The organism is Pontibaca methylaminivorans, assembly GCF_900156525.1.
Classification (GTDB): Bacteria; Pseudomonadota; Alphaproteobacteria; order Rhodobacterales; family Rhodobacteraceae; genus Pontibaca; species Pontibaca methylaminivorans.
Genome location: NZ_FTPS01000001.1, coordinates 1130798 through 1152208 on the forward strand (window position 1 = coordinate 1130798; position 21411 = coordinate 1152208).

The 21411-nt window shown below is 65.1% G+C and carries 23 protein-coding genes, 2 tRNA genes and 1 other annotated feature; of the genes, 7 read left to right on the top strand and 18 right to left on the bottom strand.

All coding sequences use genetic code 11. The annotated features are described in order from the left end of the window. The first annotated feature begins 73 nt into the window (after nucleotides 1–73). Complete coding sequence (locus B0B01_RS05565) at nucleotides 74–622, top strand: cysteine hydrolase family protein (protein ID WP_076648493.1); 549 nt, start codon at nucleotides 74–76, stop codon at nucleotides 620–622. A gap of 290 nt (nucleotides 623–912) precedes the next feature. Here the strand turns inward: B0B01_RS05565 and B0B01_RS05570 are convergent, their stop codons facing one another. From B0B01_RS05570 to B0B01_RS05605, 8 genes are all read right to left on the bottom strand, one after another. Then, nucleotides 913–1767 carry a universal stress protein gene (locus B0B01_RS05570; RefSeq protein ID WP_234967772.1) on the bottom strand — a complete coding sequence of 285 codons (855 nt, stop codon included), beginning with the start codon at nucleotides 1765–1767 and terminating at the stop codon, nucleotides 913–915. A 9-nt stretch (nucleotides 1768–1776) separates the two neighbouring features. Next, on the bottom strand, nucleotides 1777–3273 hold the full coding sequence (locus B0B01_RS05575) for a SulP family inorganic anion transporter (protein ID WP_076648497.1): 1497 nt from the start codon (nucleotides 3271–3273) through the stop codon (nucleotides 1777–1779). Between the two features lie 74 nt (nucleotides 3274–3347). Then, nucleotides 3348–3403 (bottom strand) — a sequence feature (sul1 is cis-regulatory element that is thought to sense ions involved in sulfur or methionine metabolism; They are found in Alphaproteobacteria). Between the two features lie 210 nt (nucleotides 3404–3613). Then, nucleotides 3614–3690: transfer RNA gene (locus tag B0B01_RS05580), tRNA-Pro, on the bottom strand. Between the two features lie 91 nt (nucleotides 3691–3781). Continuing rightward, nucleotides 3782–4846 (bottom strand): selenide, water dikinase SelD, encoded by a 1065-nt coding sequence (gene selD, locus B0B01_RS05585; RefSeq protein ID WP_076648499.1) that lies wholly within the window; start codon nucleotides 4844–4846, stop codon nucleotides 3782–3784. A 119-nt stretch (nucleotides 4847–4965) separates the two neighbouring features. After that, complete coding sequence (locus tag B0B01_RS05590; protein WP_076648501.1) at nucleotides 4966–6162, bottom strand: MFS transporter; 1197 nt, start codon at nucleotides 6160–6162, stop codon at nucleotides 4966–4968. A gap of 97 nt (nucleotides 6163–6259) precedes the next feature. Then, nucleotides 6260–7501 carry a saccharopine dehydrogenase family protein gene (locus B0B01_RS05595; protein ID WP_076648503.1) on the bottom strand — a complete coding sequence of 414 codons (1242 nt, stop codon included), beginning with the start codon at nucleotides 7499–7501 and terminating at the stop codon, nucleotides 6260–6262. A gap of 31 nt (nucleotides 7502–7532) precedes the next feature. Then, complete coding sequence (locus B0B01_RS05600) at nucleotides 7533–8627, bottom strand: carboxynorspermidine decarboxylase (protein WP_076648505.1); 1095 nt, start codon at nucleotides 8625–8627, stop codon at nucleotides 7533–7535. 104 nt (nucleotides 8628–8731) lie between these two features. Continuing rightward, complete coding sequence (locus B0B01_RS05605) at nucleotides 8732–8971, bottom strand: Lrp/AsnC family transcriptional regulator (RefSeq protein ID WP_076650074.1); 240 nt, start codon at nucleotides 8969–8971, stop codon at nucleotides 8732–8734. Between the two features lie 180 nt (nucleotides 8972–9151). On the opposite strand from B0B01_RS05605, the gene hisB reads away from it, so the two are divergent. Together hisB and hisA are read left to right on the top strand one after the other, a co-directional pair. Continuing rightward, nucleotides 9152–9739, top strand: coding sequence for an imidazoleglycerol-phosphate dehydratase HisB (hisB, locus tag B0B01_RS05610; RefSeq protein WP_076648507.1), 588 nt, complete (start codon nucleotides 9152–9154; stop codon nucleotides 9737–9739). A gap of 40 nt (nucleotides 9740–9779) precedes the next feature. Continuing rightward, complete coding sequence (gene hisA, locus B0B01_RS05615) at nucleotides 9780–10508, top strand: 1-(5-phosphoribosyl)-5-[(5-phosphoribosylamino)methylideneamino]imidazole-4-carboxamide isomerase (RefSeq protein WP_076648509.1); 729 nt, start codon at nucleotides 9780–9782, stop codon at nucleotides 10506–10508. Here hisA and B0B01_RS05620 read toward each other — a convergent pair. Next, on the bottom strand, nucleotides 10505–10822 hold the full coding sequence (locus B0B01_RS05620; protein ID WP_076648511.1) for a hypothetical protein: 318 nt from the start codon (nucleotides 10820–10822) through the stop codon (nucleotides 10505–10507). The genes hisA and B0B01_RS05620 overlap by 4 nt on opposite strands. A gap of 124 nt (nucleotides 10823–10946) precedes the next feature. Between B0B01_RS05620 and hisF the strand changes: the two genes are divergently transcribed. Both hisF and B0B01_RS05630 read left to right on the top strand, forming a co-directional pair. Continuing rightward, nucleotides 10947–11720: an imidazole glycerol phosphate synthase subunit HisF gene (gene hisF / locus B0B01_RS05625; protein ID WP_076648513.1), complete on the top strand. Its 774-nt coding sequence runs from the start codon at nucleotides 10947–10949 to the stop codon at nucleotides 11718–11720. Next, nucleotides 11717–12034, top strand: a complete 318-nt coding sequence (locus B0B01_RS05630) for a phosphoribosyl-ATP diphosphatase (protein ID WP_076648515.1) — start codon at nucleotides 11717–11719, stop codon at nucleotides 12032–12034. The genes hisF and B0B01_RS05630 overlap by 4 nt, the downstream gene beginning before the upstream one ends. Before the next feature lie 225 nt (nucleotides 12035–12259). Here the strand turns inward: B0B01_RS05630 and rlmB are convergent, their stop codons facing one another. Continuing rightward, the gene (gene rlmB / locus B0B01_RS05635) at nucleotides 12260–13060 is read right to left on the bottom strand and encodes a 23S rRNA (guanosine(2251)-2'-O)-methyltransferase RlmB (RefSeq protein WP_076648517.1); all 801 of its coding nucleotides are present in this window, start codon (nucleotides 13058–13060) and stop codon (nucleotides 12260–12262) included. Between the two features lie 130 nt (nucleotides 13061–13190). Between rlmB and B0B01_RS13165 the strand changes: the two genes are divergently transcribed. Beyond that, a tRNA-Tyr gene (locus B0B01_RS13165) sits at nucleotides 13191–13274 on the top strand. A 106-nt stretch (nucleotides 13275–13380) separates the two neighbouring features. Here B0B01_RS13165 and B0B01_RS05640 read toward each other — a convergent pair. From B0B01_RS05640 to scpA, 4 genes are all read right to left on the bottom strand, one after another. Then, nucleotides 13381–13797, bottom strand: a complete 417-nt coding sequence (locus B0B01_RS05640) for a hypothetical protein (RefSeq protein WP_076648519.1) — start codon at nucleotides 13795–13797, stop codon at nucleotides 13381–13383. A gap of 86 nt (nucleotides 13798–13883) precedes the next feature. Beyond that, entirely contained in the window at nucleotides 13884–14564 is a 681-nt protein-coding gene (locus B0B01_RS05645) for a molecular chaperone DjiA (protein ID WP_076648521.1), read from the bottom strand. A 66-nt stretch (nucleotides 14565–14630) separates the two neighbouring features. Continuing rightward, complete coding sequence (locus B0B01_RS05650) at nucleotides 14631–15113, bottom strand: hypothetical protein (protein ID WP_083946067.1); 483 nt, start codon at nucleotides 15111–15113, stop codon at nucleotides 14631–14633. Next, nucleotides 15113–17239 (bottom strand): methylmalonyl-CoA mutase, encoded by a 2127-nt coding sequence (scpA, locus tag B0B01_RS05655; RefSeq protein ID WP_076648525.1) that lies wholly within the window; start codon nucleotides 17237–17239, stop codon nucleotides 15113–15115. The genes B0B01_RS05650 and scpA overlap by 1 nt, the downstream gene beginning before the upstream one ends. Nucleotides 17240–17398: 159 nt before the next feature. Here scpA and B0B01_RS05660 point away from each other — a divergent pair, with 159 nt between their 5' ends. Continuing rightward, complete coding sequence (locus B0B01_RS05660; protein WP_076648527.1) at nucleotides 17399–17845, top strand: DUF4174 domain-containing protein; 447 nt, start codon at nucleotides 17399–17401, stop codon at nucleotides 17843–17845. Between the two features lie 39 nt (nucleotides 17846–17884). On the opposite strand, the gene B0B01_RS05665 is transcribed toward B0B01_RS05660, so the two are convergent. From B0B01_RS05665 to B0B01_RS13170, 4 genes are all read right to left on the bottom strand, one after another. Next, nucleotides 17885–19930, bottom strand: a complete 2046-nt coding sequence (locus B0B01_RS05665; RefSeq protein ID WP_076648529.1) for an acetyl-CoA carboxylase biotin carboxylase subunit — start codon at nucleotides 19928–19930, stop codon at nucleotides 17885–17887. Nucleotides 19931–20068: 138 nt separating this feature from the next. Next, nucleotides 20069–20275, bottom strand: coding sequence for a hypothetical protein (locus B0B01_RS05670; protein WP_076648531.1), 207 nt, complete (start codon nucleotides 20273–20275; stop codon nucleotides 20069–20071). Nucleotides 20276–20672: 397 nt separating this feature from the next. Next, complete coding sequence (locus B0B01_RS05675; RefSeq protein ID WP_076648533.1) at nucleotides 20673–21017, bottom strand: hypothetical protein; 345 nt, start codon at nucleotides 21015–21017, stop codon at nucleotides 20673–20675. 69 nt (nucleotides 21018–21086) lie between these two features. Beyond that, a complete protein-coding gene (locus B0B01_RS13170; protein WP_159438959.1) occupies nucleotides 21087–21224 on the bottom strand; it encodes a hypothetical protein in 138 nt (45 codons plus the stop codon). Nucleotides 21225–21411 lie beyond the last annotated feature (187 nt).

The window sequence follows — 21411 nt, forward strand, 5'->3', positions numbered from 1 at the left end:
CCAATGGGCATAGGGTGTTGCCCTGCATATTGTCCAGTCAACGCAATCTGAGCAGCCAAAGAAAGGGCAAGCCATGAGCAAACGCGCCATCGTGGTCGTCGATCTCCAGAACGATTACTTCCCCGGCGGAAAATATGAACTTGTCGGCATCGACAAGGCCGCCGCGAACGCCGCCCGGGTGATCGAAGCCGCCCGCAAAAAGGGCGACCGGGTGATCCATGTCCAGCATATCTTTCCCAGCCCTGATGCGCCCTTCTTCGCCCCCGATTCCGACGGTATCGCGATCAACCCGGTCGTGGCCCCGCACGAGGGCGAGACGGTCGTGGTCAAGAATTATCCAAACTCCTTCCTCAAGACCGACCTGAAGGACATTCTGGACGCCGACGGCGTCAGCGATGTCGTGGTCGTCGGCGCCATGAGCCATATGTGCATCGACGCCACCACCCGCGCCGCCAGCGATTTCGGCTACAAGACCACCGTGATCCAGGATGCCTGCGCCACCCGCGACCTGGAACACGAGGGCGTCACCGTCCCGGCGGCCTCGGTCCATGCGGCGATGATGTCGGCGCTCGGCTTCGCCTATGCGACGATCACCGATACCGATGCCTACATCGCGCGGTAGTCGCCCTGGCCGGCCCGGTGATGGCCGCAATCACCGGGCGCCCGCATAAACGACACCCGTCGGCCGGGGCACCGGCAATGCCCCCGGCCGATGGCGCATCGGCTTGCGACGCCAGGTGCGCCGGCCATGCGCCGGTGCCGACGCCCGAAAATGCCCAGAGCTATCCCTACACGCCGCAGGAACGGCGGATCATTGGCATGTAGGACGAAAGCGAAAGTCCGGATTGGGCTTTCGCCGCCTGTCGCGTCGTTAGGGAAATTCACGCGGCCGCAGCCGGCCGCATCTCGGTTTCATCTATACAGCAGAACCGGTATTTTCACCGACCTGATCATCGCCGTGGTCGTGGAGCCGATAATGAGGCTCCTGATCCTGCCATGGCCATAGGCGCCCATCACCAGAAGGTCGAACCCCTCTTCGGAAACCAGCTTGTTCAGGGCGTCTTCGACTTCACCCGTCGCGATGCGAGAGGACGCCGTGATACCGGCCGCATGAAGCGTCGCGACCGCTTCACCTGCCACTTTTCGCGCATGCGTACTGTCCTGCGCCGCAGTGAGCACGCAGACATCGAGATCCGCGAAAACAGGGCTGGCCGCCATGCGCTCGATTGCGACCTTGGCGCTTGCGCTGCCATCATAGGCCACGAGAACCTTCGAAATTGGGCGGAATTCCCGCGATGCCACGAATACCGGCACCCTGGAGCTGCGCACGATCCGTTCAAGGTTCGACCCCAGGTGACCCGAGGCGAAATCGGCCCCTTCCCCGCGCTTGCCGATGATGATTGCACGACTTTCGTCTTCAAGCTCGCGAACCGCTTCCAGAAGATCACCCTTCTTGAGACGTAGAGTCACATCTGGAATCCCGTCTTGCTCGAGGATCGCTTTTGCATCTTCCAGAATGGCATGGCCCTTCGCCTGGGCAAGCTTTGCGCGCTGTTCGTCCAGCGCGGAAAGCTCTTCCAGAAGTGCGGTTCTGGCGCCCAGACCCAGCGCACCCGAAAAATCCGCCGTAACCGCGCCTTCGCGGCGGCCCAGAACATGCATGGCCTCCACGCCGGCGTTGAGCCTGCGCGCGATCCATGCCGTATGCCGGCAGACACTCCTGGAATAGGCCGAGCCGTCCAGCAATGCCAGTATCCTGCACATGATGGTCCTCCCTCAAGGCCCCGCCAACCCGTCGAGCGCACCGGGCCTGTCATGAATGGCAAGCTTGTCGACGAGCGTTTCAGACGCCTCGTTCATGCCGATCACCTGGACTTCGACACCTTCGCGGCGGAACTTCAGAATTGCCATGTCCAGCGCCTGAACAGAACTGATATCCCAGATATGCGCGCGGCTCACGTCGATGGTGACGCGATCCAGAACCTCGCTGAAGTCGAAGGCATTCGCAAAATCCTCGGCCGAGCCGTAGAAAAGCTGCCCTTCAAGCACATATGTCCGCTCGCGCCCGTCATCCGAAAGCGTCGAGGACATGCGGAACAGTTGCGCAATCTTCCCTGCAAAGAAGATCCCTGACAGCAGCACGCCGACCAGAACGCCAATGGCAAGGTTGTGCGTGTAGACCACTGTAACAACCGTCGCGATCATCACGATAGAGGACGAACGCGGATGGACTTTGAGGGCCTTGATCGAGGACCAGGAGAACGTCCCGATGGAAACCATGATCATGACGGCAACCAGCGCCGGCATCGGGATGCGGGCGACAAGATCACCCAGCCCCACGACGAGGGTCAGGAGCACGACGCCGGCTGTAAAGACCGAAAGCCGGCCCCGCCCCCCGGATTTCACGTTGATGATCGACTGGCCGATCATGGCGCAGCCTGCCATGCCGCCGATGAACCCGGTGCAGGTGTTTGCAATGCCTTGACCGATGCACTCCTGGTTCCGGTCGGACCGGGTGTCGGTCAGGTCGTCCACGATGTTCTGTGTCATCAGGCTTTCCAGCAGCCCCACGACGGCAACCCCGAGGGAATAGGGAAAGATGATCAGCAGCGTTTCAAACGTCAGCGGAATATCCGGGATGAGAAAGACAGGCAGCGTATCGGGCAGCGCGCCCATATCGCCCACGGTCCGCACGTCCCAGCCCAGAGCGACCACCAGCGCCGTCAGCACGACGATCGTGACCAGCGGCGAGGGCACCGCGGTGGTGATGCGCGGGAACAGATAGATGATGGCCAGCCCCGCGGCCACCAACGCGTAGGTAAGCCATGTGACTCCGGGATTGCCGGGATTCAGTTCGGGCAGTTGCGCCATGAAGATCAGGATGGCGAGCGCGTTCACGAAACCCGTCATGACGGATTTGGACACGTAACGCATGAACCGTCCGAGCTTCAGAAGACCGGCCCCGATCTGCAACAGTCCCGCCAGAACGGTGGCTGCCAGCAGATACTGAAGCCCGTAATCCTTCACGAGCGTGACCATCAGCACGGCGGTGGCTGCCGTTGCGGCCGAGATCATACCCGGGCGCCCGCCAGTAAAGGCGATCAGCACCGCAATGGAAAAGGAGGCGTAAAGACCCACCTTGGGGTCCACGCCGGCGATGATGGAGAAGGCGATGGCTTCGGGAATCAGGGCCAGCGCCACGACGATACCTGCAAGGATATCGCCGCGAATGTTACCGAACCATTGCTGTCGGTAATCGGAAACTGAAATCATGTGAACAGTCCAATACCCTATGTCGAATGCCTCTTCCGAGACGATCCGGCATTGCAGTTTGGGCTTGTCTTAAGGGTTATCCGGCGGATCAGCGGCCGGAAGAGCCACCCGGGCTTTCACCGGGTCCAGACGTTATCGAAGGTGCGTAAACCCTACCGGCAGGAAGAAATCAACCGCTATCGCTGCTGTTCGCATCGCGTGGCCGGGCCACTTGCCGCGTGGCAGGGCCTCGCGCGGCGGATGCTGGTAAGACGTTGCCCTCTGGCGGCGGGGAAATGCCGCGGCACCCGGCATGTCGTGACCCGAACGGCAAATGCCTGACTGGCGACAATGGCCGATCTGGTCGGAGTGAGAGGATTCGAACCTCCGGCCCCTGCCTCCCGAAGACAGTGCTCTACCAGGCTGAGCTACACTCCGACACGAGGCGTGGGATAGCCCCACGAGCGGAGGCTGACAAGAGCGATTTTCGCGGCCGGCCGCGGAAGGACGCCCGCTTGCCGGCCGGTGGTCACACCACCGAAACGCCCGGCGCGCCGCTGCTTTCGCGGACGGTTCCGACCGGGGCCGCCTCTGCGAATCCGGCGCGCGCGAACAGCTCCATCACATCGCCCAGAACCTCGGGCCGGCAGGAGACCAGCAGCCCGCCGCTGGTCTGCGGATCGCTGAGCAGCGCCTGGTCCGCCGCGGCAAAGCCGTCGGGCAGCGTTACCCCCGTGCCATAGCTTGCAAGGTTGCGCCCCGACGCACCGGTCACGATACCCTCGGCCGCAAGCGGGCGGGCAGTTTCGAAAACCGGCACCGCCTGCCAGTCGATATGCAGGTCGCAGCCCGATCCCCGCGCCATTTCAAGCGCATGACCGCCCAGCCCGAAACCGGTCACATCGGTGATCGCATTCACCCCGTCGAGCGCGGCCAGATCCGGCCCCGGCCGGTTCAGGCGGGTCGTGCTCGCGATCAGTTCTTCATAGGCCGCCTCGCTCAGCACGCCCTTCTTCAGCGCCGCCGAGAACACGCCGATCCCGAGCGGCTTGCCCAGCACGAGGCAATCCCCGGGCCGCGCGCCGCTGTTGCGCTTGATGCGATCCGGGTGGACCAGTCCCAGCGCGACAAGGCCATAGATCGCTTCGACCGAATCGATTGTATGGCCACCGACGACCGGGATGCCGGCTTCGCGGCAGATCGTGGCCCCGCCTTCGAGGATCCGCCCGATCGTGACGGTGGAAAGACGATTCACCGGCATGCCGACCAGCGCCAGCGCCATGATCGGCGTGCCGCCCATGGCATAGACATCCGAAAGCGCATTTGCCGCCGCGATACGGCCGAAATCGAAAGGATCATCCACGACCGGCATGAAGAAATCGGTAGTGGCGATCAGCGCCTGTTCGCTGTTCAGCCGATAGACCGCGGCATCGTCCGAGGTTTCGAGCCCGACCAGCAGGTCTTCGGGAACGGGCATGGCGGCGGTATTGCGCAGGATCTCGGACAGCACCGCCGGCGCAATCTTGCAGCCGCAGCCGCCGCCGCGGGACAGCGAGGTCAGGCGCGGTTCGGCATCGTGTTCCGTGGTCTTCATGGCGGTTCCTGTCATGAATTCGGGCCCCGCCTGCAGCGGGCCGGTCGCGGGCAGTCATAGACCCGCAAAACCGGAAGGCGCAAGATCATGGCGCCTCCGCGCCAGGCCGGCAGGGCGCCCTAGACTTCGGGCACGAGTTCCCGCTGCCGGGGCAGGAATATGGTCAGCAGGCCGAGCAGCGGCAGGAACGAACAGAGGTGATAGACGAAATCTATCCCCCGGCGGTCGGCAATCACCCCGAGCACCGCCGCGGCGATTCCCGCCATGCCGAAGGCGAGGCCGAAGAACATGCCCGCCACCATGCCGACCCGGCCGGGGACCAGTTCCTGCGCAAAGACCACGATGGCCGGAAAGGCCGAGGCCAGGATCACCCCGATCATGATCGACAGCGCCCCGGTCCAGAACAGGTTGGCATAGGGCAGCATGAGCGTGAACGGCAGCACGCCGAGGATCGACACCCAGATTACCGTGAGCGATCCGACCCGGTCGCCGATCATGCCGCCGATCGCAACGCCCAGCGCCATCGCCCCGAGATACAGGAACATCATCAACTGCGCCGCCTGGGTCGAAAGGTCGAACCGCTCGATCAGGAAGAAGATGTAATAGCTCTCCATGCTGGCGATATAGATGTTCTTGGTAAAGACGAGCAGCGTCAGGATCACCAGCGCCCAGACCACCCGCCGCCGCGAGAGCTGGATCGTGGGCCGCGTGCGGGTGGCCGCCTGCCGGCGCTGGAGCCGGGCATACCAGTGGCTGACACGCGACAGGATCATGATGCCGAGCAGCGCCGCGATCGAGAACCAGACGATGCTGCCGCGACCAAAAGGCACGACGATGAAGGCCGCGAGCAGCGGCCCGACCGAGGTGCCGAAATTGCCGCCGACCTGGAACAGCGACTGCGCCATCCCGAACCGCCCGCCCGAGGCAAGCCGCGCCACGCGCGAGGCTTCGGGGTGGAACACGGAAGAGCCGAGCCCGATCAGCGCCGCCCCCGCCAGCAACAGGGAATAATGATGCGCGCTGGCCAGCAGGATCAGCCCGACCATGGTCGATCCCATTCCGATCGGAAGCGAATAGGGAAAGGGCCGGCGGTCGGTCGCAAGCCCGATCAGCGGCTGCAGCAGCGATGCGGTGAAGCGAAAGGCAAAGGTCATGAGCCCGATCTGCCAGAACTCCAGCGCGAATTCGTCGCGCAGCAACGGATAGATCGCCTGCAGAAGCGACTGGATCACGTCGTTCAGCATGTGACACATGCTGATGCCGAGAATGATCAGCCAGGCAGTGCCTTCCTGTTTCCGACTTTCGGGGTTGGTCATGAAGCTCCTCATTGACCGGAACGCGACCATGGGCCGCGCACCCGGTTCCCGAGGCGGCAAGCGGCGGGACGGAAAACATCACCGCCCCGCCGGCCGCTCATTCGTTCCAGGCGCGGTCGCCCTGTTCGTCGCGCACCCGTGTCGGCAGTCCGATCCGGTCAAGCACGGTGAAGAACGGCTTGGGATCAAGATCCTCGACGTTCTTCATTTCCTTCGCGTCCCATGGCCCCTCGGCGATCAGCAGGGCCGCGGCCACGGCCGGAACCCCGGCGGTAAAGGAAATCCCCTGGCTGCCGATCTCGGCATAGGCTTCCTCGTGGTCGGCGACGTTATAGACAAAGACCTCGACCTCCCGGCCATCCTTCACGCCCTTGACCAGATCACCGATACAGGTCTTGCCGGTATAGCCGGGCGCAAGGCTCGCCGGGTCGGGCAGAACCGCCTTGACCACCTTGAGCGGCACCACCTCGAGCCCCTCGGCGGTGGTCACGGGATGCTCCGACAGCAGGCCAAGGTTGTTCAGGACGGTGAACACGTTGATGTAGTGATCGCCGAAGCCCATCCAGAAACGCACATCGGCATCGGGATAGCGCGCCGCGAGACTGTGAATCTCGTCATGGCCGCAGAGATAGGCGCGCCGTGTGCCGACGACCGGCAGATCCCAGTCGCGCCCGACCTCGAACATCCTGTTTTCCTGCCACTTGCCGCCCTGCCAGGTGTAGACGGTGCCGGTGAATTCGCGAAAGTTGATCTCCGGGTCGAAGTTGGTCGCGAAATAGTGGCCGTGGCTGCCGGCGTTCACGTCGACGATGTCGATGCTTTTCACCTCGTCCATGAATTCATCGACGGCAAAGCGGGCAAAGGCGTTCACCACGCCCGGATCGAACCCGGCGCCAAGGATCGCGGTCACGCCACGCTCGGCGCAGATGTCGCGTTTCTTCCATTCGTGGTTCGCATACCAGGGGGGCGTTTCGCAGATCTTGTCGGGTTCTTCATGGATCGCCGTGTCGATATAGGCCGCGCCGGTCTCGATACAGGCATCGAGCACCGTCATGTTGACGAAGGGCGAGCCGACATTGATCACGATTCCCGCGCCGGTGTCGCGGATCAGCCGCGCCACCGCCGCGCTGTCCATGGCGTCGATCCGATGCGCCTGCAGCACCCCGTCCGCGAGTTTCAGCGCGGATTTCTCGCGCACCGAATCAAGGATCGCCTCGCATTTGAAAAGCGTCCGGCTGGCGATATGGATGTCGCCCAGAACATCGTTGTTCTGGGCGCATTTATGCGCCACGACCTGCGCGACACCGCCCGCGCCGATGATGAGAACATTGCGTTTCAATCAAGTAACCCCCTTGTCCCTGAAGGTTGCATCACGAGAGAGCAGCGGCAAAATCCGCATAGGTGAAATCGCGCACGCTGTGCAGGGTTCCATCGAGCTCGCGCAGCACGATCGCCGGCATCGCAACCCCGTTGAACCAGTTTTTCTTGACCATGGTGTATCCGGCCGCGTCCTCGACCGAAAGCCGGTCTCCGACCCGCAGCGGCGCCGGAAAGCGGAAGGTGCCGAACACGTCCCCGGCCAGGCAGGACTTGCCGCAGATCATCCATTCCTCGGGGCCCTCATCGGGGCGCATCTTCGCCGATTCCCGATAGATCAGCAGGTCGAGCATATGCGCCTCGATCGAGGCATCGACCACGGCAAGGTTGCGCCCGTTGTAAAGCGTGTCGAGAACGGTGACCTCGAGCGTCGTCGAATTGGTGATCGCGGCCTCGCCGGGCTCCAGATAGACCTGCGCGCCATATTCGCCGGCAAAGCGCCGCAGGCGCTCGGCAAGGCGCTCGATCGGATAGCCCTCGCCGGTGAAATGGATGCCCCCACCCAGACTGATCCACTCCATGCCCTTGATGACATGGCCGAACCGGGCCTCGATCCTCGACAGCATGGCATCGAACCGGTCGAAATCCGCGTTCTCGCAGTTGTTGTGGAACATGAGCCCGCTGATGCGGTCGCGGTTCCGCTCGATCACCTTCGGGTCGTGCTCGCCCAGCCGGCTGAAGGGGCGCGCCGGGTCGGCCAGATCGAAATCGCTGCTCGAAACGCCGGGATTGACCCGCAGGCCGCGGATATGGCCGCGGCTCGCGGCGTCGAAGCGGTCGAGCTGGCTGGCGGAGTTGAAGATGATCTTGTCGCTGTTCGCCAGCGCCTCGTCGATCTCGTGATCGGCCCAGGCAACCGAATAGGCGTGGGTTTCGCCCGGAAAATGCTCGCGCCCGAGCTTTACCTCAAAGAGCGAACTCGACGTGGTGCCGTCCATGTACTGCGCCATGAAATCGAACACCGACCAGGTGGCGAAACACTTGAGCGCCAGCAGCGCGCGTGCGCCCGACTGGTCCCGCAGCCACGCGATCTTTTCCAGATTGGGCAGCAGGCGGGATTTGTCGATAAGGTAGAACGGCGTCTGCATGGCGAATCCCGGCCCCTGGAACGCATGAAAATCGCCCTATAGAGCCTCAACCACCCTGCTGCAAGCACCCTGTCCGCCGGTCCGGCGCCCGGCCTGCCGGGTTCTCAGAAGGCGTTGAAGGTGATGGTGGTCACGGTGCGCTCGATATCCTCGATCGTCAGCAGGTGATCGTTGATATACTTGCCGATGTCTTCGTTCGGGGGAACGTAGAGCTTCATCAGCAGGTCATAGTTTCCGCTCGTGGAATAAAGCTCGGAATGGATTTCGCGCAGGGCGATGTCCTCGGCCACCTTGTAGGTGGTGCCGGGCTTGCAGCGGATCTGGACGAAGACGCAGGTTGTCATGGAATGCTCCGTAAGCGTCGGGACCGGGCGCAGGCTGACACGGGCGGCGCGCCCTTGCAATCCCTGCCGGACCTGCCCCTGCCGGAACTGCCGCACCCGCGGCGACATGGCGGAACGTGCCGACTGGAAAGCGCCGCCCCCCTGCTGTAAGCAGGCGCAAACCGCGAAGGAGGGCGCGCCATGCGCAAGGGCCGGATCAGCCGCAAGACCGCCGAGACCGAAATCAGCGTCGAGATCGACCTCGACGGCAGCGGCACCTATGACAACGCGACCGGTGTCGGTTTTTTCGACCACATGCTCGACCAGCTTGCGCGCCATTCGCTGATCGACATGACGGTGCGCGCCAAGGGCGACCTGCATATCGACGATCACCACACGGTCGAGGATACCGGGATCGCGCTCGGCCAGGCGCTGCGGGCGGCGCTTGACGACAAGCGCGGCATCAACCGTTACGGCTCGTGCCTGCTGCCGATGGATGACGCACTGGTGCGCGCGGCGCTCGATCTTTCCGGGCGGCCCTATCTGGTCTGGAACGTCGATCTGCCCGCATCCCGGATCGGCACCTTCGACAGCGAACTCGTGCGCGAATTCTTTCAGGCATTCGCGACCCATGGCGGCATCACGCTGCATGTCACGGCGCTCGACGGGATCAACTCGCACCACATCGCCGAGGCCACGTTCAAGGCGGTGGCGCGGGCGCTGCGGGTGGCGGTAGAACCCGACCCGCGCCGGTCGGACGCGGTGCCATCGACCAAGGGCGCGCTCTGACGCGCCCTTTCTTCCGGCCAGCAAGTGAAAGGGCCTGCGGATGATCCTTTATCCCGCGATCGACCTCAAGGACGGACAGGCGGTGCGCCTCGTGCAGGGCGAAATGGAGCGCGTGACCGTCTTCAACGACGATCCGGCCGCACAGGCGCGCAACTTTGTCGAGGCGGGTTGCGAATGGCTCCACCTCGTCGATCTGAACGGGGCCTTCGCCGGCGAGCCGGTGAATGCCGCCTCGGTCGAGGCGATCCTCGCCGCCACCGATGTGCCGGCGCAGCTTGGCGGCGGCATCCGCGACATGAAGACGATCGAGACCTGGCTCGCCAAGGGACTCGCGCGGGTGATCCTCGGCACGGTCGCGGTCGAGAAACCGGATCTCGTGCGCGAGGCGGCCCGTGCGTTTCCCGGGCGGATCGCGGTCGGCATCGACGCGCGCGAGGGCCGCGTTGCCACGCGGGGCTGGGCCGAGGAAACCGACGTGCTGGCGACCGACCTCGCGCGGTCCTTCGAGGATGCGGGCGTGGCCGCGATCATCTATACCGACATCCTGCGCGACGGGGCGATGAAGGGCCCGAACGTGGATGCGACGGCGCATCTTGCCCGCGCCGTCTCGATCCCGGTCATCGCCTCGGGCGGCGTGTCGTCGCTGGATGATCTTGTCGCCCTGCGTGACTGCGGGGTTGCGCTTGACGGCGCGATTTCGGGCCGGGCGCTTTACGACGGTGCGCTCGACCTCGCGGCGGCGCTCGCAACGCTCAGGGGCGGCACCTAGGCCGCAAGCGGATGCGTTTGGGCGGGCCCCTCATCCCGCGCGAGCGCATCGCGCTCGAAGGTGATCCAGACCTCCCCGTCCGGCCCGGCCTCGATTGTCGCGTCGAGCACGATCCCGGCGCGGTCCGAGGGGCGCGGCCGGAACCGGACCCATCCGCCCTCCGCATCAAGCACCTGCGCACCGTTTTCCTTCAGCGCGCAGGTCAGCATGCGCAGGCTGCTGCGCGCATCAAGGTCGGAACGCAGCGCCTCAAGTTCCGCCGTGGCGGGGTTCGCCATCACGGCAAGGGCGGTATCGGTGATCAGATCCTTCATGGCTGCTCTCCTCAATCTGCTTACGGGTGAACGCATATCGGAGCGGGCGAGTTCCGGATGAGCCGGCAAAGCCAATTGCGCGATGCCCGGAAAACGCATAAACCGGCGCCGAAAGGGGCACTCCATGCATGATATCACCCGAAAGATTCGCATCATTCCCTGCCTCGACATGGCCGGTGGCCGGGTCGTCAAAGGCGTGAACTTCGTCGATCTCGTGGACGCGGGCGATCCGGTCGAAGCCGCCCGCGCCTACCAGGAAGCGGGGGCGGACGAGCTCTGCTTTCTCGACATCAACGCCACCAATGAAAACCGCCCGGCCATGCTCGATGTGGTGCGGCGCACGGCCGAAGTGTGCCACGTTCCGCTGACCGTCGGCGGCGGGGTGCGCAGCGCCGAGGACGTGCAGGCGCTGCTGGACGCAGGCGCGGACCGGGTGTCGCTGAACTCGGCGGCCGTGAACGACCCCGACCTGGTGGCGCGCCTCGTCGAGCGATTCGGCGGCGAGCGGATCACCGTCGCCATCGACGCAAAACCGGCCGGCCCCGGAAAATGGGAGATCGTGACCCATGGCGGACGCAAGAGCACCGGCATGGACCCGGTCGAATTCGCCCGCACCGTGGCCGCGAAAGGGGCTGGCGCGATCCTGCTGACCTCGATGGAGCGTGACGGGACGCGCGAGGGATTCGACCTTGCGCTGACGCGCGCGGTCGCGGATGCGGTCGACCTGCCGGTGATCGCCTCGGGCGGTGTCGGCAATCTCGACCACCTGGTGGACGGCGTGCGCGAGGGCCATGCCAGGGCGGTGCTCGCGGCGTCGATCTTTCACTTCGGTGAATACACGATCCGGCAGGCGAAGGAACATCTTGCCGCTGCGGGACTCCCGGTAGACCTGCCGTGACGGTGCTGGACGACCTCTGGCGAACGATCGAAACCCGCAAGAGCGCCGATCCCGATACCAGCTGGACCGCGGCGCTGCTGGCGCGCGGGCCGGAGAAATGCGCCGAGAAATTCGGCGAAGAGGCGATCGAGGCGATCATCGAGGCCACGCGCGGCGACCGCGACGCGCTGGTGTCGGAGGCGGCGGATGCGCTTTATCATCTGCTGGTCATGCTCGCGTCGCGCGATGTGACGCTTGATGCCGTCCTTGCCGAACTCGGGCGCCGGCAGGGGCTCTCGGGCCTTGCGGAAAAGGCCGCGCGCCGCAATCCCTGACCGAAGAAAAGGGCGCCCAAGGAGAACCTTGAGCGCCCAGTACGGAACGAGGGACAGTGATGTATCCACGAGGGTTCCGGCCCCGTGGTGAAACATCATCTAATACCCCTTCGAGAAAGAAAAAGGGCGCTCGCGGATGTGTGATCAAAATCCCGCTTACGGCCTATCATGCCTCTTGCCGACGCGGAATTCGGGCGCCTTCCGACGATTCTCACGCCCGGCTGCCTACCCTCTCCCGCCAGTCCGCATGGTGGCGTAAAGCGAAATCGCCGCCGCATTCGACACGTTGAGCGATCCGAACCCGCCGGCAGCCGCGATCCGCACCAGCTGATCCACCGTCTCGCGGGTGCGCGGCCGCAGCCCCGGCCCCTCGGCCCCGAGCACGAGCGCGACGGGCTGGTCGCCCCGCCCCTCGAGCGCGGCCTCGATAGTCATGGGCGCCTCGCCGTCAAGGCCGAGCACGAGATAGCCCATCTTCTGCAGGACGAGTATCGCATCGGAAAGGTTGCGCACGCGGATATAGGGCTGCCGCTCGAGCGCGCCGCTCGCGGCCTTGGCCAGCGCGCCGGTCTCGGGTGCGGCGTGGTGGCGCGTTGCGATCACCGCCCGCGCGCCCAGCACCTCGGCCGAGCGCAGGATCGCCCCCACGTTATGGGGGTCGCTCACCCGGTCGAGCAGCAGCAGACGCGGCGATCGGGTTCCCGGCGCGCAGACCTCCTCGAGCGAGCCCCAGGCCAGCGGCCGCACCTCGAGCGCCGCGCCCTGATGCACCGATCCCGGATCGAGCGGCGCGGCAAAGCGGCGCGGATCCGCGATCTCGGGCGTGATGCCGGCCGCGCTGATCGCACCGGCCAGCCGGTCCTGCGCATTCGGGGTCACCACCAGGCGCAGTTTCTCGCGGCGCGGGTTCAGCAGCGCATCGCGCACCGCGTGCAGCCCGAACAGCCACACGGTCTCGGCCGCGGAGGCGCGCTTTTCACGCTCTTTCCTGATGATCCACTCGGGTTTTCTGGTCTTTGCGCCCACGTCTCCGCTCCTGCTTCCGCGTCGCGCCGGCCGGGGGACCGGCCTGCGGGTTTTTCCAGTTGACGCCCCAGATGGCCGCTTGTAAGCACGCCTTGGCCTCGGGCGCAACGTGCCCGTTGCCGCAAGATATGGGCGACAGGCCGCAAGGTGTGGCAGGGGACTGTAAATCCCTCGCGGAGACGCACGCCTGGTTCGATTCCAGGGTCGCCCACCATTTCTTCCGAAAAATCAGGCCGCAGCGCCACGGTGGCGTGCTGGCGCATCCGGTAGCCGCCGATTCACGGGTCCGCTGGGCAGCCGGCCGGCCGGGCCGGTGCCGGTCAGATGTCGATCTCGTTGCTTTCCGGGGCTTTCAGCGGCGGTTTCGGCATGCTGCGGTCCGGCTTGTCATCCGGTTTTTCGGGAAGTTTCGGCGCATCGGGCTTGCGGCGGATGATGATGTCGCCGTTCGGCAGGATCTCGGGCTTTTCATAGGCGCTCCAGTCCTTGACCTGCCCCAGCAGATCCTTGAACGCGGGCCCCATCTCGGACAGGAAACTCTGCATCGCAGGGCCGAATTCCTCGGTCAGGCTGCGCAGGCTTCTCACCGCGGGGGAGACCTCGTCGTTCAGCCCCTTCAGGAACAGTTCGATCCCGCGCTCCATCAGGCTGCGCCCCTGCTCGGGGTCGCGCTCCTGCGCGGCGAGCGGCGCGGCGGCAAGGGAAAGACAGGTCAGAAGAGCGATTACGTGACGCATGCCCGATCATATAGGCAGAGCGCGCGGGCGATCAATGAAAAGGCGCCTGCGACGGCGCGGATTGCGGCCGCGGGTTGAGACGCGCATCAGGCGCTCTGGGCCTCGATCTCCCGCCAGGCTCGGTTGATATCGACCAGCCGCTTGCCCGCGAGCCGGATCGCCTCGCGCGGGACGCCTCGTGCGATCATGCGGTCGGGGTGGTTTTCCCGCACCAGTCGGTGCCAGACCTTGCGGATCTCGGGAAGCGGCATATCGGGCGGCACGCCGAGCACCGCATAGGGATCCGGCGCGGAATCGGGTGCGAAACGGGCACGGAGCGAGCGGAACTCGGCCTCGGAGAGGCCGAATATCCGGGCCACATCGGACAGGAAACTGTCCTCGGCGGCATGATAGTCGCCATCGGCCAGCGCGATGTGAAACAGCCCCTCCATGAGGTCGCAGAGCATCGGATGACTGCCGGAAAACATCCGCGCGATCTTGCGCGCGTAGGCGCGGTAGCCGGCAATATCCTGCCGCGCGAGGTTGAACACGCGTGCCGCGCCGGCCTCGTCCTCGGGCGCGATCAGGAACACCTCGCGGAAGGCCGCCACCTCGTTGCGTGTCACGCGACCGTCGGCCTTGGCCATCTTGGCACCAAGCGCGATCACGGCAATGGCAAAGGCCACGCTGCGTTCGGGGCGCTGGCGCAGGCGCTCGAACACCGAACCGAGGCTTTCGCCGTTGCCGAGCGCCGAAAGCGCATCGAGAATTCGCGACCAGAGAGACATGCGCCCTTCTAGCCGCTCAGCGCGCCGGTGTCAGCGCCAACCACGCCGTTCCGTGCACCGCCCGCGTCAGAAGAACCAGACGAACCCGGCCCAGAGCGCGGCAAGGATCGTCGGAAAGGCGGTCGCCGCAGACCCGAGCGCGCGCAGGAAGGGCGAGACATGCGCGCCGATCCAGAACACGAGCCGCGCCGCCAGGAAGCTGCCGCCGAGCGCAAGAGCCAGCGCCCCGCCCTGCACCATGGCCACGAGCGGCCAGAGCAGCAGGGCCAGAACCGCCTGCGCGGCGGTATCGTTCAGCACCCGCAGGTCGGTGTCCCCGCGGCTGCCGGGCGCCATCATGAGATCCGCGCCCTGCCGCCCGAAAGCGCGCCGCAGGCCGACAACGCCGAGCAGGAGCGCAATGGACAGCGCCGGGCCCAGCCAGGCACCCGGCAGCGCCACCGGCGCCGCCAGGTAACGCAGCCCGGCGGCTTGCATCCCGAACACCAGCACCAGCGCCCAGACCACGCCCAGCGCCGCGCCAAGCCAGATCTGCGTGCGCGGCCTCATCAGCTCCGTGCCTGGCGGATCAGCCGCAGGATGTCCTGCGCCGCCGTCGGGATATTGGTGCCCGGGCCGAAGATCGCAGCGACCCCCGCCTTCTGCAGGAAATCGTAATCCTGCTGCGGGATCACGCCGCCGCAGATCACGAGGATATCCTCGGCACCGGCGGCCTTCAGCGCCTCGACAAGCTGCGGCGCCAGCGTCTTGTGGCCGGCAACCTGGCTCGAAACGCCGATCACGTGCACGTCGTTGTCGATCGCATCCTGCGCCGCCTCTTCGGGGGTCTGGAACAACGGCCCCACATCCACGTCAAAGCCGATGTCGGCAAAGGCGGTCGCGATCACCTTGGCACCCCGGTCGTGACCGTCCTGCCCCATCTTGACCACCAGCATGCGCGGCCGGCGGCCCTCGTCCTGCGCGAATTCCTCGACCGCCTTCTGGATCGCGGAAAAGCCCTCGTCGCCTTCATAGGCCTTGCCGTAAACGCCCGAGAGGGTCTTTACCTCGGCGCGGTGGCGGCCGAATTCCTTTTCCATTGCCATGCTGATCTCTCCAACAGAAGCGCGGGCCCGCGCGGCCTCGACCGCCGCGGCAAGCAGGTTGCCCCCCTCGCGCGCGCGGCGGGTGATCTCGTCAAGCGCCGCCTCGCAGGCTTTCGCGTCGCGGCTCGCGCGGATCTGCTCCAGCCGCGCGATCTGGCTTTCGCGCACCTTGACGTTGTCGATGTCGAGAATGTCGAGCGGGTCTTCCTTGTCCTTGCGATACTTGTTGACGCCGACGACGACCTCTTCGCCACGGTCCACCATCGCCTGCCGGGTGGCGGCGCTTTCCTCGATCCGGAGCTTGGGCATGCCGCTTGCGACCGCCTTGGTCATGCCGCCCATCTCTTCGACTTCCTCGATCAGCTCCCACGCCTTTTCGGCAAGGTCATGGGTGAGCCGTTCGATGTAGTAGGAGCCCGCCAGCGGGTCGATCACATTGGTGATTCCGGTCTCTTCCTGCAGGATCAGCTGCGTGTTGCGCGCGATCCGGGCCGAGAAATCAGTCGGCAGTGCGATCGCCTCGTCCAGAGCGTTGGTATGGAGCGACTGGGTCCCGCCCAGCACCGCGCTCATGGCCTCGTAAGCGGTGCGCACGACGTTGTTGTAGGGATCCTGTTCCTGCAGGCTGACGCCCGAAGTCTGGCAATGGGTGCGCAGCATCTTCGATTTCGGGTTCGTGGCGCCGAATTCGGTCATGATGCGATGCCAGAGCAGGCGCGCCGCGCGCAGCTTGGCGATCTCCATGAAGAAATTGACCCCGATCGCAAAGAAGAACGACAGCCGCGGCGCGAAATGATCCACCTCGAGCCCCGCATCCAGCGCCGCCCGCACGTATTCGCGCCCGTCCGCCAGCGTATAGGCCAGCTCCTGCACGAGGTTCGCACCGGCCTCCTGCATGTGATAGCCGGAAATCGAGATCGAGTTGAAACGCGGCATCTCGTTTGCGGTATATTCGATGATGTTGCTGACGATCCGCATGCTGGGTTCCGGCGGATAGATATAGGTGTTGCGGACCATGAACTCCTTGAGGATGTCGTTCTGGATCGTGCCCGACAGCACCGAGCGGGAATGGCCCTGCTCTTCGCCGGCGACGATGAAGTTCGCCAGCACCGGAATCACGGCGCCGTTCATGGTCATGCTGACGCTGACCTGATCCAGCGGGATGCCGTCGAAGAGGATCTTCATGTCCTCGACCGAATCGATCGCAACGCCGGCCTTGCCCACATCGCCCACCACGCGCGGGTGATCGCTGTCATAGCCGCGGTGGGTCGGCAGATCGAAGGCCACGCTCACCCCCTGCTGACCGGCCGCGAGGTTGCGGCGGTAAAAGGCGTTCGATTCCTCGGCGGTCGAATAGCCGGCATACTGGCGGATGGTCCAGGGACGCCCGGCATACATGGTCGCCTTTACCCCGCGGGTATAGGGTTCGAGCCCCGGATAACCGCCAAGGTGCCCGACGCCCTCCAGATCCTCTTCGGTATAGAGCGGCTTGACCGGGATGCCCTCAAGCGTCTGCCAGGTCAGATCCTCGAGCGGGCGGCCGCGCAGTTCCTTTTCGGCCAGCGCCTGCCAGTCCTTCTTTTGGGTCATGGTATTCTCTTCCTCTTTTCAGGTCGCTGCCGGACAGGCACCTGCCTGTTGCCGGAGGGCATTCATGCCCGTCCGTTCCCGGGCAGACGTGCGAAAGGTGCGAAAACAGCGGTCGCATTCGGACCGGGCATGTTTATATTCTGGCTGTCAGGAGTGCTCATGAAAAACATATTATTGCTTGTCCTTGCCTTGCTGACCCCGCAGGCCCTCCATGCGCTCGACGCCGGTGGGGATGACGAAACCGAACTCATCCGCCCGGCCGGGGAAAACGACCTTGCCGAATTCCTCTGGGTCGCGCGGCCGATCATCATCTTTGCCGACAGCCCGTCGGATCCGCGCTTTCTTCAGCAGATCGAATATATCGAGGCCGATTCTCCGGCGCTGCTCGCGCGCGATGTGGTGGTGCTGACCGATACCAATCCGGGCGCCCGCCTGCCCCTGCGCCAGCAACTGCGCCCGCGCGGTTTCATGCTGGTGCTGATCGACAAGGAGGGCGCCGTGACCCAGCGCAAGCCCCTGCCCTGGAGCGTGCGCGAGATCACCCGCGCGATCGACAAGACGCCCGAGCGCCGCCGCGAGATCGACGAACGGCGCGGCCGGCACTAGGGCATCAGGCGATGATGAAGGCGCGGCGCCCATGGGGGGTTACTCGAACTCCATGATGATTTCATCGACGGCGAGGCTGTCACCCGCTGCCACATTGATCGCGCTGACCACGGCCTTGCGTTCGGCGCGCAGCACGTTTTCCATCTTCATCGCCTCGACGGTGCAGAGGCGCTGCCCTTCCTGAACCTCGTCGCCCACTTCGACATCGACGTTCACGATCAGGCCCGGCATCGGACAAAGCAGCATCTTCGATGTGTCGGGCTCGACCTTTTCCGGCATCAGCGCGGCCAGTTCGGCGGCCCGCGGCGTGCGCACATGCACGTCAAGATCGGCGCCCCGGCTGCGGATGCGGAAACCGCTGCTGATCGGGCCGACCTTCAGCACGAGTTCCTCGCCGTCGACATCGAAAACGCCAAGCTGGCACCCCGGGGTCCAGTCGCTGGCGACGCGATGCGCGGTCCCGTCGGCAAAGCGCACCGTCGCGCCGGCCCGGTCGGCATCGACCACCGTCGCGTAATCCTGCCCCTGGAGCGTCACCACCCAGTCGCGGCCGACCTTGCGTTCGTGGTTGTCCATCCGCCCCGAGACGCGCGCGCGCCGGATTTCGACCACGCGGTGCATGGCAGCGGCCGCGGCGGCGATCCGCCGCAGTTCCGCGTCGGGCAGTTCGACCCCCTCGAACCCTTCGGGGAATTCCTCGGCGATGAAGGCCGTGGTCATCTCGCCGGCGATGAATTTCGGGTGATCCATGACCGCCGAAAGGAACGGAAGGTTATGGCCGATCCCCTCGACCTCGAAACTGTCGAGCGCCACCCGCATCTGCTCGATCGCCGCTTCCCGGGTCGGCGCCCAGGTGCAGAGCTTGGCGATCATCGGGTCGTAATACATGCTGATCTCGCCGCCCTCGTAGACGCCGGTATCGTTGCGCACCGCCGCCTCGCCGCGTGGCGCGTCGCCATGCCATCTGTCGTTTTCCGCAAGCGGGCCGGCGGCGATTTCCTCGGGCGGGCGGTAGCGCGTGAGCCGCCCGATCGAGGGCAGGAAGTTGCGATAGGGATCCTCGGCATACAGGCGGTTCTCGATCGCCCAGCCGGTGAGGGCCACGTCTTCCTGCGCAAGCGCCAGTTTCTCGCCATTGGCGACGCGGATCATCTGTTCCACGAGATCGACCCCGGTGATGAGTTCGGTGACGGGATGTTCGACCTGAAGGCGGGTGTTCATCTCGAGGAAATAGAAGTTCCTGTCACCATCGACAATGAATTCCACCGTGCCGGCGCTGGCGTAGCCGACCGCCTTGGCCAGCGCGACCGCCTGTTCGCCCATGGCCCGGCGGGTGGCCTCGTCAAGGAAGGGGCTCGGCGCCTCTTCGACCACCTTCTGGTTGCGGCGCTGGATCGAACATTCGCGTTCGCCCAGATAGACGCCGTTGCCGTGCCCGTCGCACAACACCTGAATTTCGATGTGGCGCGGCTGGGTGACGAATTTCTCGATGAAGATGCGGTCGTCGCCAAAGCTGCTCGCGGCCTCGTTCTTCGACGACTGGAACCCCTCGCGCGCCTCCTCGTCGTTCCAGGCGATGCGCATGCCCTTGCCGCCGCCGCCGGCGCTGGCCTTGAGCATCACCGGATAGCCGATCTCGCGGCTGATCCTGACGGCTTCTTCGGCGTCCTCGATGATGCCCATGTAGCCCGGCACGGTAGAGACGCCGGCCTCCTTCGCGATCTTCTTCGAAGTGATCTTGTCGCCCATGGCCTCGATCGCGCCAGAGGGCGGGCCGATGAAGGCGACCCCTTCCGCCGCGAGCGCCTCGGCGAATTTCGCGTTCTCCGAAAGGAACCCGTATCCCGGATGCACCGCTTCGGCCCCGGTCGCGCGGATCGCCTCCATGATCTTCTCGATCACGATATAGGACTGGTTCGCCGGCGGCGGGCCAATATGCACGGCTTCATCCGCCATCTCGACATGCAGCGCATTGCGGTCGGCATCGGAATAGACCGCGACGGTCTTGATACCCATCTTGCGGGCGGTCTTGATGACCCGGCAGGCGATCTCGCCCCGGTTCGCGATCAGGATCTTCTTGAACATGGATCGTCCTTCGGCTGGATTTGGAAAAAGCGCGAAAAGCCGCACCCGGCGCCTCTGCCGGATGCGGCCTCATTCGATGAGAATATGTCGTTGCCCCCTGCGCGAGGCAGGGTCAGCCTGTTGCGGTTGCGCGCGTGATCAGCACTTCCGGCCGGGGCGGCTCTGGCAATACAGCGTGTTGCCGGCGGCACCGATGGCTGCGCCCGCAAGAAGGTTGCCGTCCAGAACGGCAGCCGTCGCCGCACCTGCACCGGCGCCGATGACAGCCTGTTGCCCCATTGTGTCGCCGCAGGCCGTGACAGTGGCCATGGCGGCAAGAAGCGCTCCGATTTTGACGAGACGCATGATCCTGCTCCTTTGTTGAGAAACATGCCCACCAGCACAACACGTAATGCGGGCATCCGGTTCCATGACGGATATAGCCGGATCGGCCCGGAACCGGCAAGGCGCCACGCAGGGCGGGCAGCGGAAAGAGCGGGCTTTTGCCTTGCCGCACGGGCGAGAACCGCACGGACCGGCAGCAAGAAAAAAGCGGGCAGGACGGGCAACGAGGCCCGATCCCACCCGCGTAAGGAAGGGGTACGGAATAGATGGTGTGTAGCAGGCACCCGAAGCCGGATGTCGCCCACGGCGGCCACCGTGGCGCCGTTCACGTCCGGTACCAAGCGGGATCGCCCGACATGATCGCGGTCGGCCGGATGCCGCCGGTTTTTCGCGGCCGCCTGCGGATAAATGCCGAGCATCACCGGAAGACCTCCGGGAAAGCGAGTCGTGCCACCGGTACGTCGATGCGCAGGCGCGCGTCATAGCTTTCCGGGTCGAACGGATCTTCAGCGGCGATCACCTCGCGCCCGAACAGCCACCCGAGCCGCCCGGCATCAAGATTGCCCCGCACGAACTCCGCCTCGCCGAAATGCTCCCAGAGCGCAGCCATGAACGCCAGGTCGGCGCGGCGATCCTCGGGGCGGCGGTCGGCATGGCGCCGGCGCGCGACCAGCGGGGTCGCGCCCTTCGGATTGGCGCGGCGGATGAGGAACTGGAAATCCGTTCCCGAAAGCCGGCTCGGGAAGCCGCGATGCTTCAGCATGGCATCGCCCCCGTCGCCGGAGGGCCGTGAACCGGGGCCGGAGGTGTTCCCGGCCCCGCGGAGGCGTAATCAGTATTTGCTGGTGTAGACCGGCTCGGACGAGACCGGGCTGGACACGACCGGCTCGGCCGGCTGCTGTTGCTTGCTGCATGCGGAAACGGCCGCAGCGAACGCAACCAGACCAACGACTGTGACGATTTTTGCCATCGGAGGCTCCTGACTGTCGGTTTCAAGGACGCAGGGCCAAACGACCCTGCCTGCCCCTCGGGGGGCAGGGTTGATGCGACACAACCGCGCGTGACCATAGCCGAATTCAAGGGGCCGGCAACTATTCTTGTGCGGCAAACCGAAGATTTTGCCATAAGGGGCACCGGGCACACATTTTCGCGCAACA

Coding starts and splice junctions, on each gene's coding strand:
- B0B01_RS05565 (WP_076648493.1), top strand. CDS start 74: ATGAGCAAACGCGCCATCGTGGTCGTCGATCTCCAGAACGATTACTTC.
- B0B01_RS05575 (WP_076648497.1), bottom strand. CDS start 3,273: ATGATTTCAGTTTCCGATTACCGACAGCAATGGTTCGGTAACATTCGC.
- selD (WP_076648499.1), bottom strand. CDS start 4,846: ATGAAGACCACGGAACACGATGCCGAACCGCGCCTGACCTCGCTGTCC.
- B0B01_RS05590 (WP_076648501.1), bottom strand. CDS start 6,162: ATGACCAACCCCGAAAGTCGGAAACAGGAAGGCACTGCCTGGCTGATC.
- B0B01_RS05600 (WP_076648505.1), bottom strand. CDS start 8,627: ATGCAGACGCCGTTCTACCTTATCGACAAATCCCGCCTGCTGCCCAAT.
- B0B01_RS05605 (WP_076650074.1), bottom strand. CDS start 8,971: ATGACAACCTGCGTCTTCGTCCAGATCCGCTGCAAGCCCGGCACCACC.
- hisB (WP_076648507.1), top strand. CDS start 9,152: ATGCGCAAGGGCCGGATCAGCCGCAAGACCGCCGAGACCGAAATCAGC.
- hisA (WP_076648509.1), top strand. CDS start 9,780: ATGATCCTTTATCCCGCGATCGACCTCAAGGACGGACAGGCGGTGCGC.
- B0B01_RS05620 (WP_076648511.1), bottom strand. CDS start 10,822: ATGAAGGATCTGATCACCGATACCGCCCTTGCCGTGATGGCGAACCCC.
- hisF (WP_076648513.1), top strand. CDS start 10,947: ATGCATGATATCACCCGAAAGATTCGCATCATTCCCTGCCTCGACATG.
- B0B01_RS05640 (WP_076648519.1), bottom strand. CDS start 13,797: ATGCGTCACGTAATCGCTCTTCTGACCTGTCTTTCCCTTGCCGCCGCG.
- B0B01_RS05645 (WP_076648521.1), bottom strand. CDS start 14,564: ATGTCTCTCTGGTCGCGAATTCTCGATGCGCTTTCGGCGCTCGGCAAC.
- B0B01_RS05650 (WP_083946067.1), bottom strand. CDS start 15,113: ATGAGGCCGCGCACGCAGATCTGGCTTGGCGCGGCGCTGGGCGTGGTC.
- scpA (WP_076648525.1), bottom strand. CDS start 17,239: ATGACCCAAAAGAAGGACTGGCAGGCGCTGGCCGAAAAGGAACTGCGC.
- B0B01_RS05660 (WP_076648527.1), top strand. CDS start 17,399: ATGAAAAACATATTATTGCTTGTCCTTGCCTTGCTGACCCCGCAGGCC.
- B0B01_RS05665 (WP_076648529.1), bottom strand. CDS start 19,930: ATGTTCAAGAAGATCCTGATCGCGAACCGGGGCGAGATCGCCTGCCGG.
- B0B01_RS05670 (WP_076648531.1), bottom strand. CDS start 20,275: ATGCGTCTCGTCAAAATCGGAGCGCTTCTTGCCGCCATGGCCACTGTC.
- B0B01_RS05675 (WP_076648533.1), bottom strand. CDS start 21,017: ATGCTGAAGCATCGCGGCTTCCCGAGCCGGCTTTCGGGAACGGATTTC.
- B0B01_RS13170 (WP_159438959.1), bottom strand. CDS start 21,224: ATGGCAAAAATCGTCACAGTCGTTGGTCTGGTTGCGTTCGCTGCGGCC.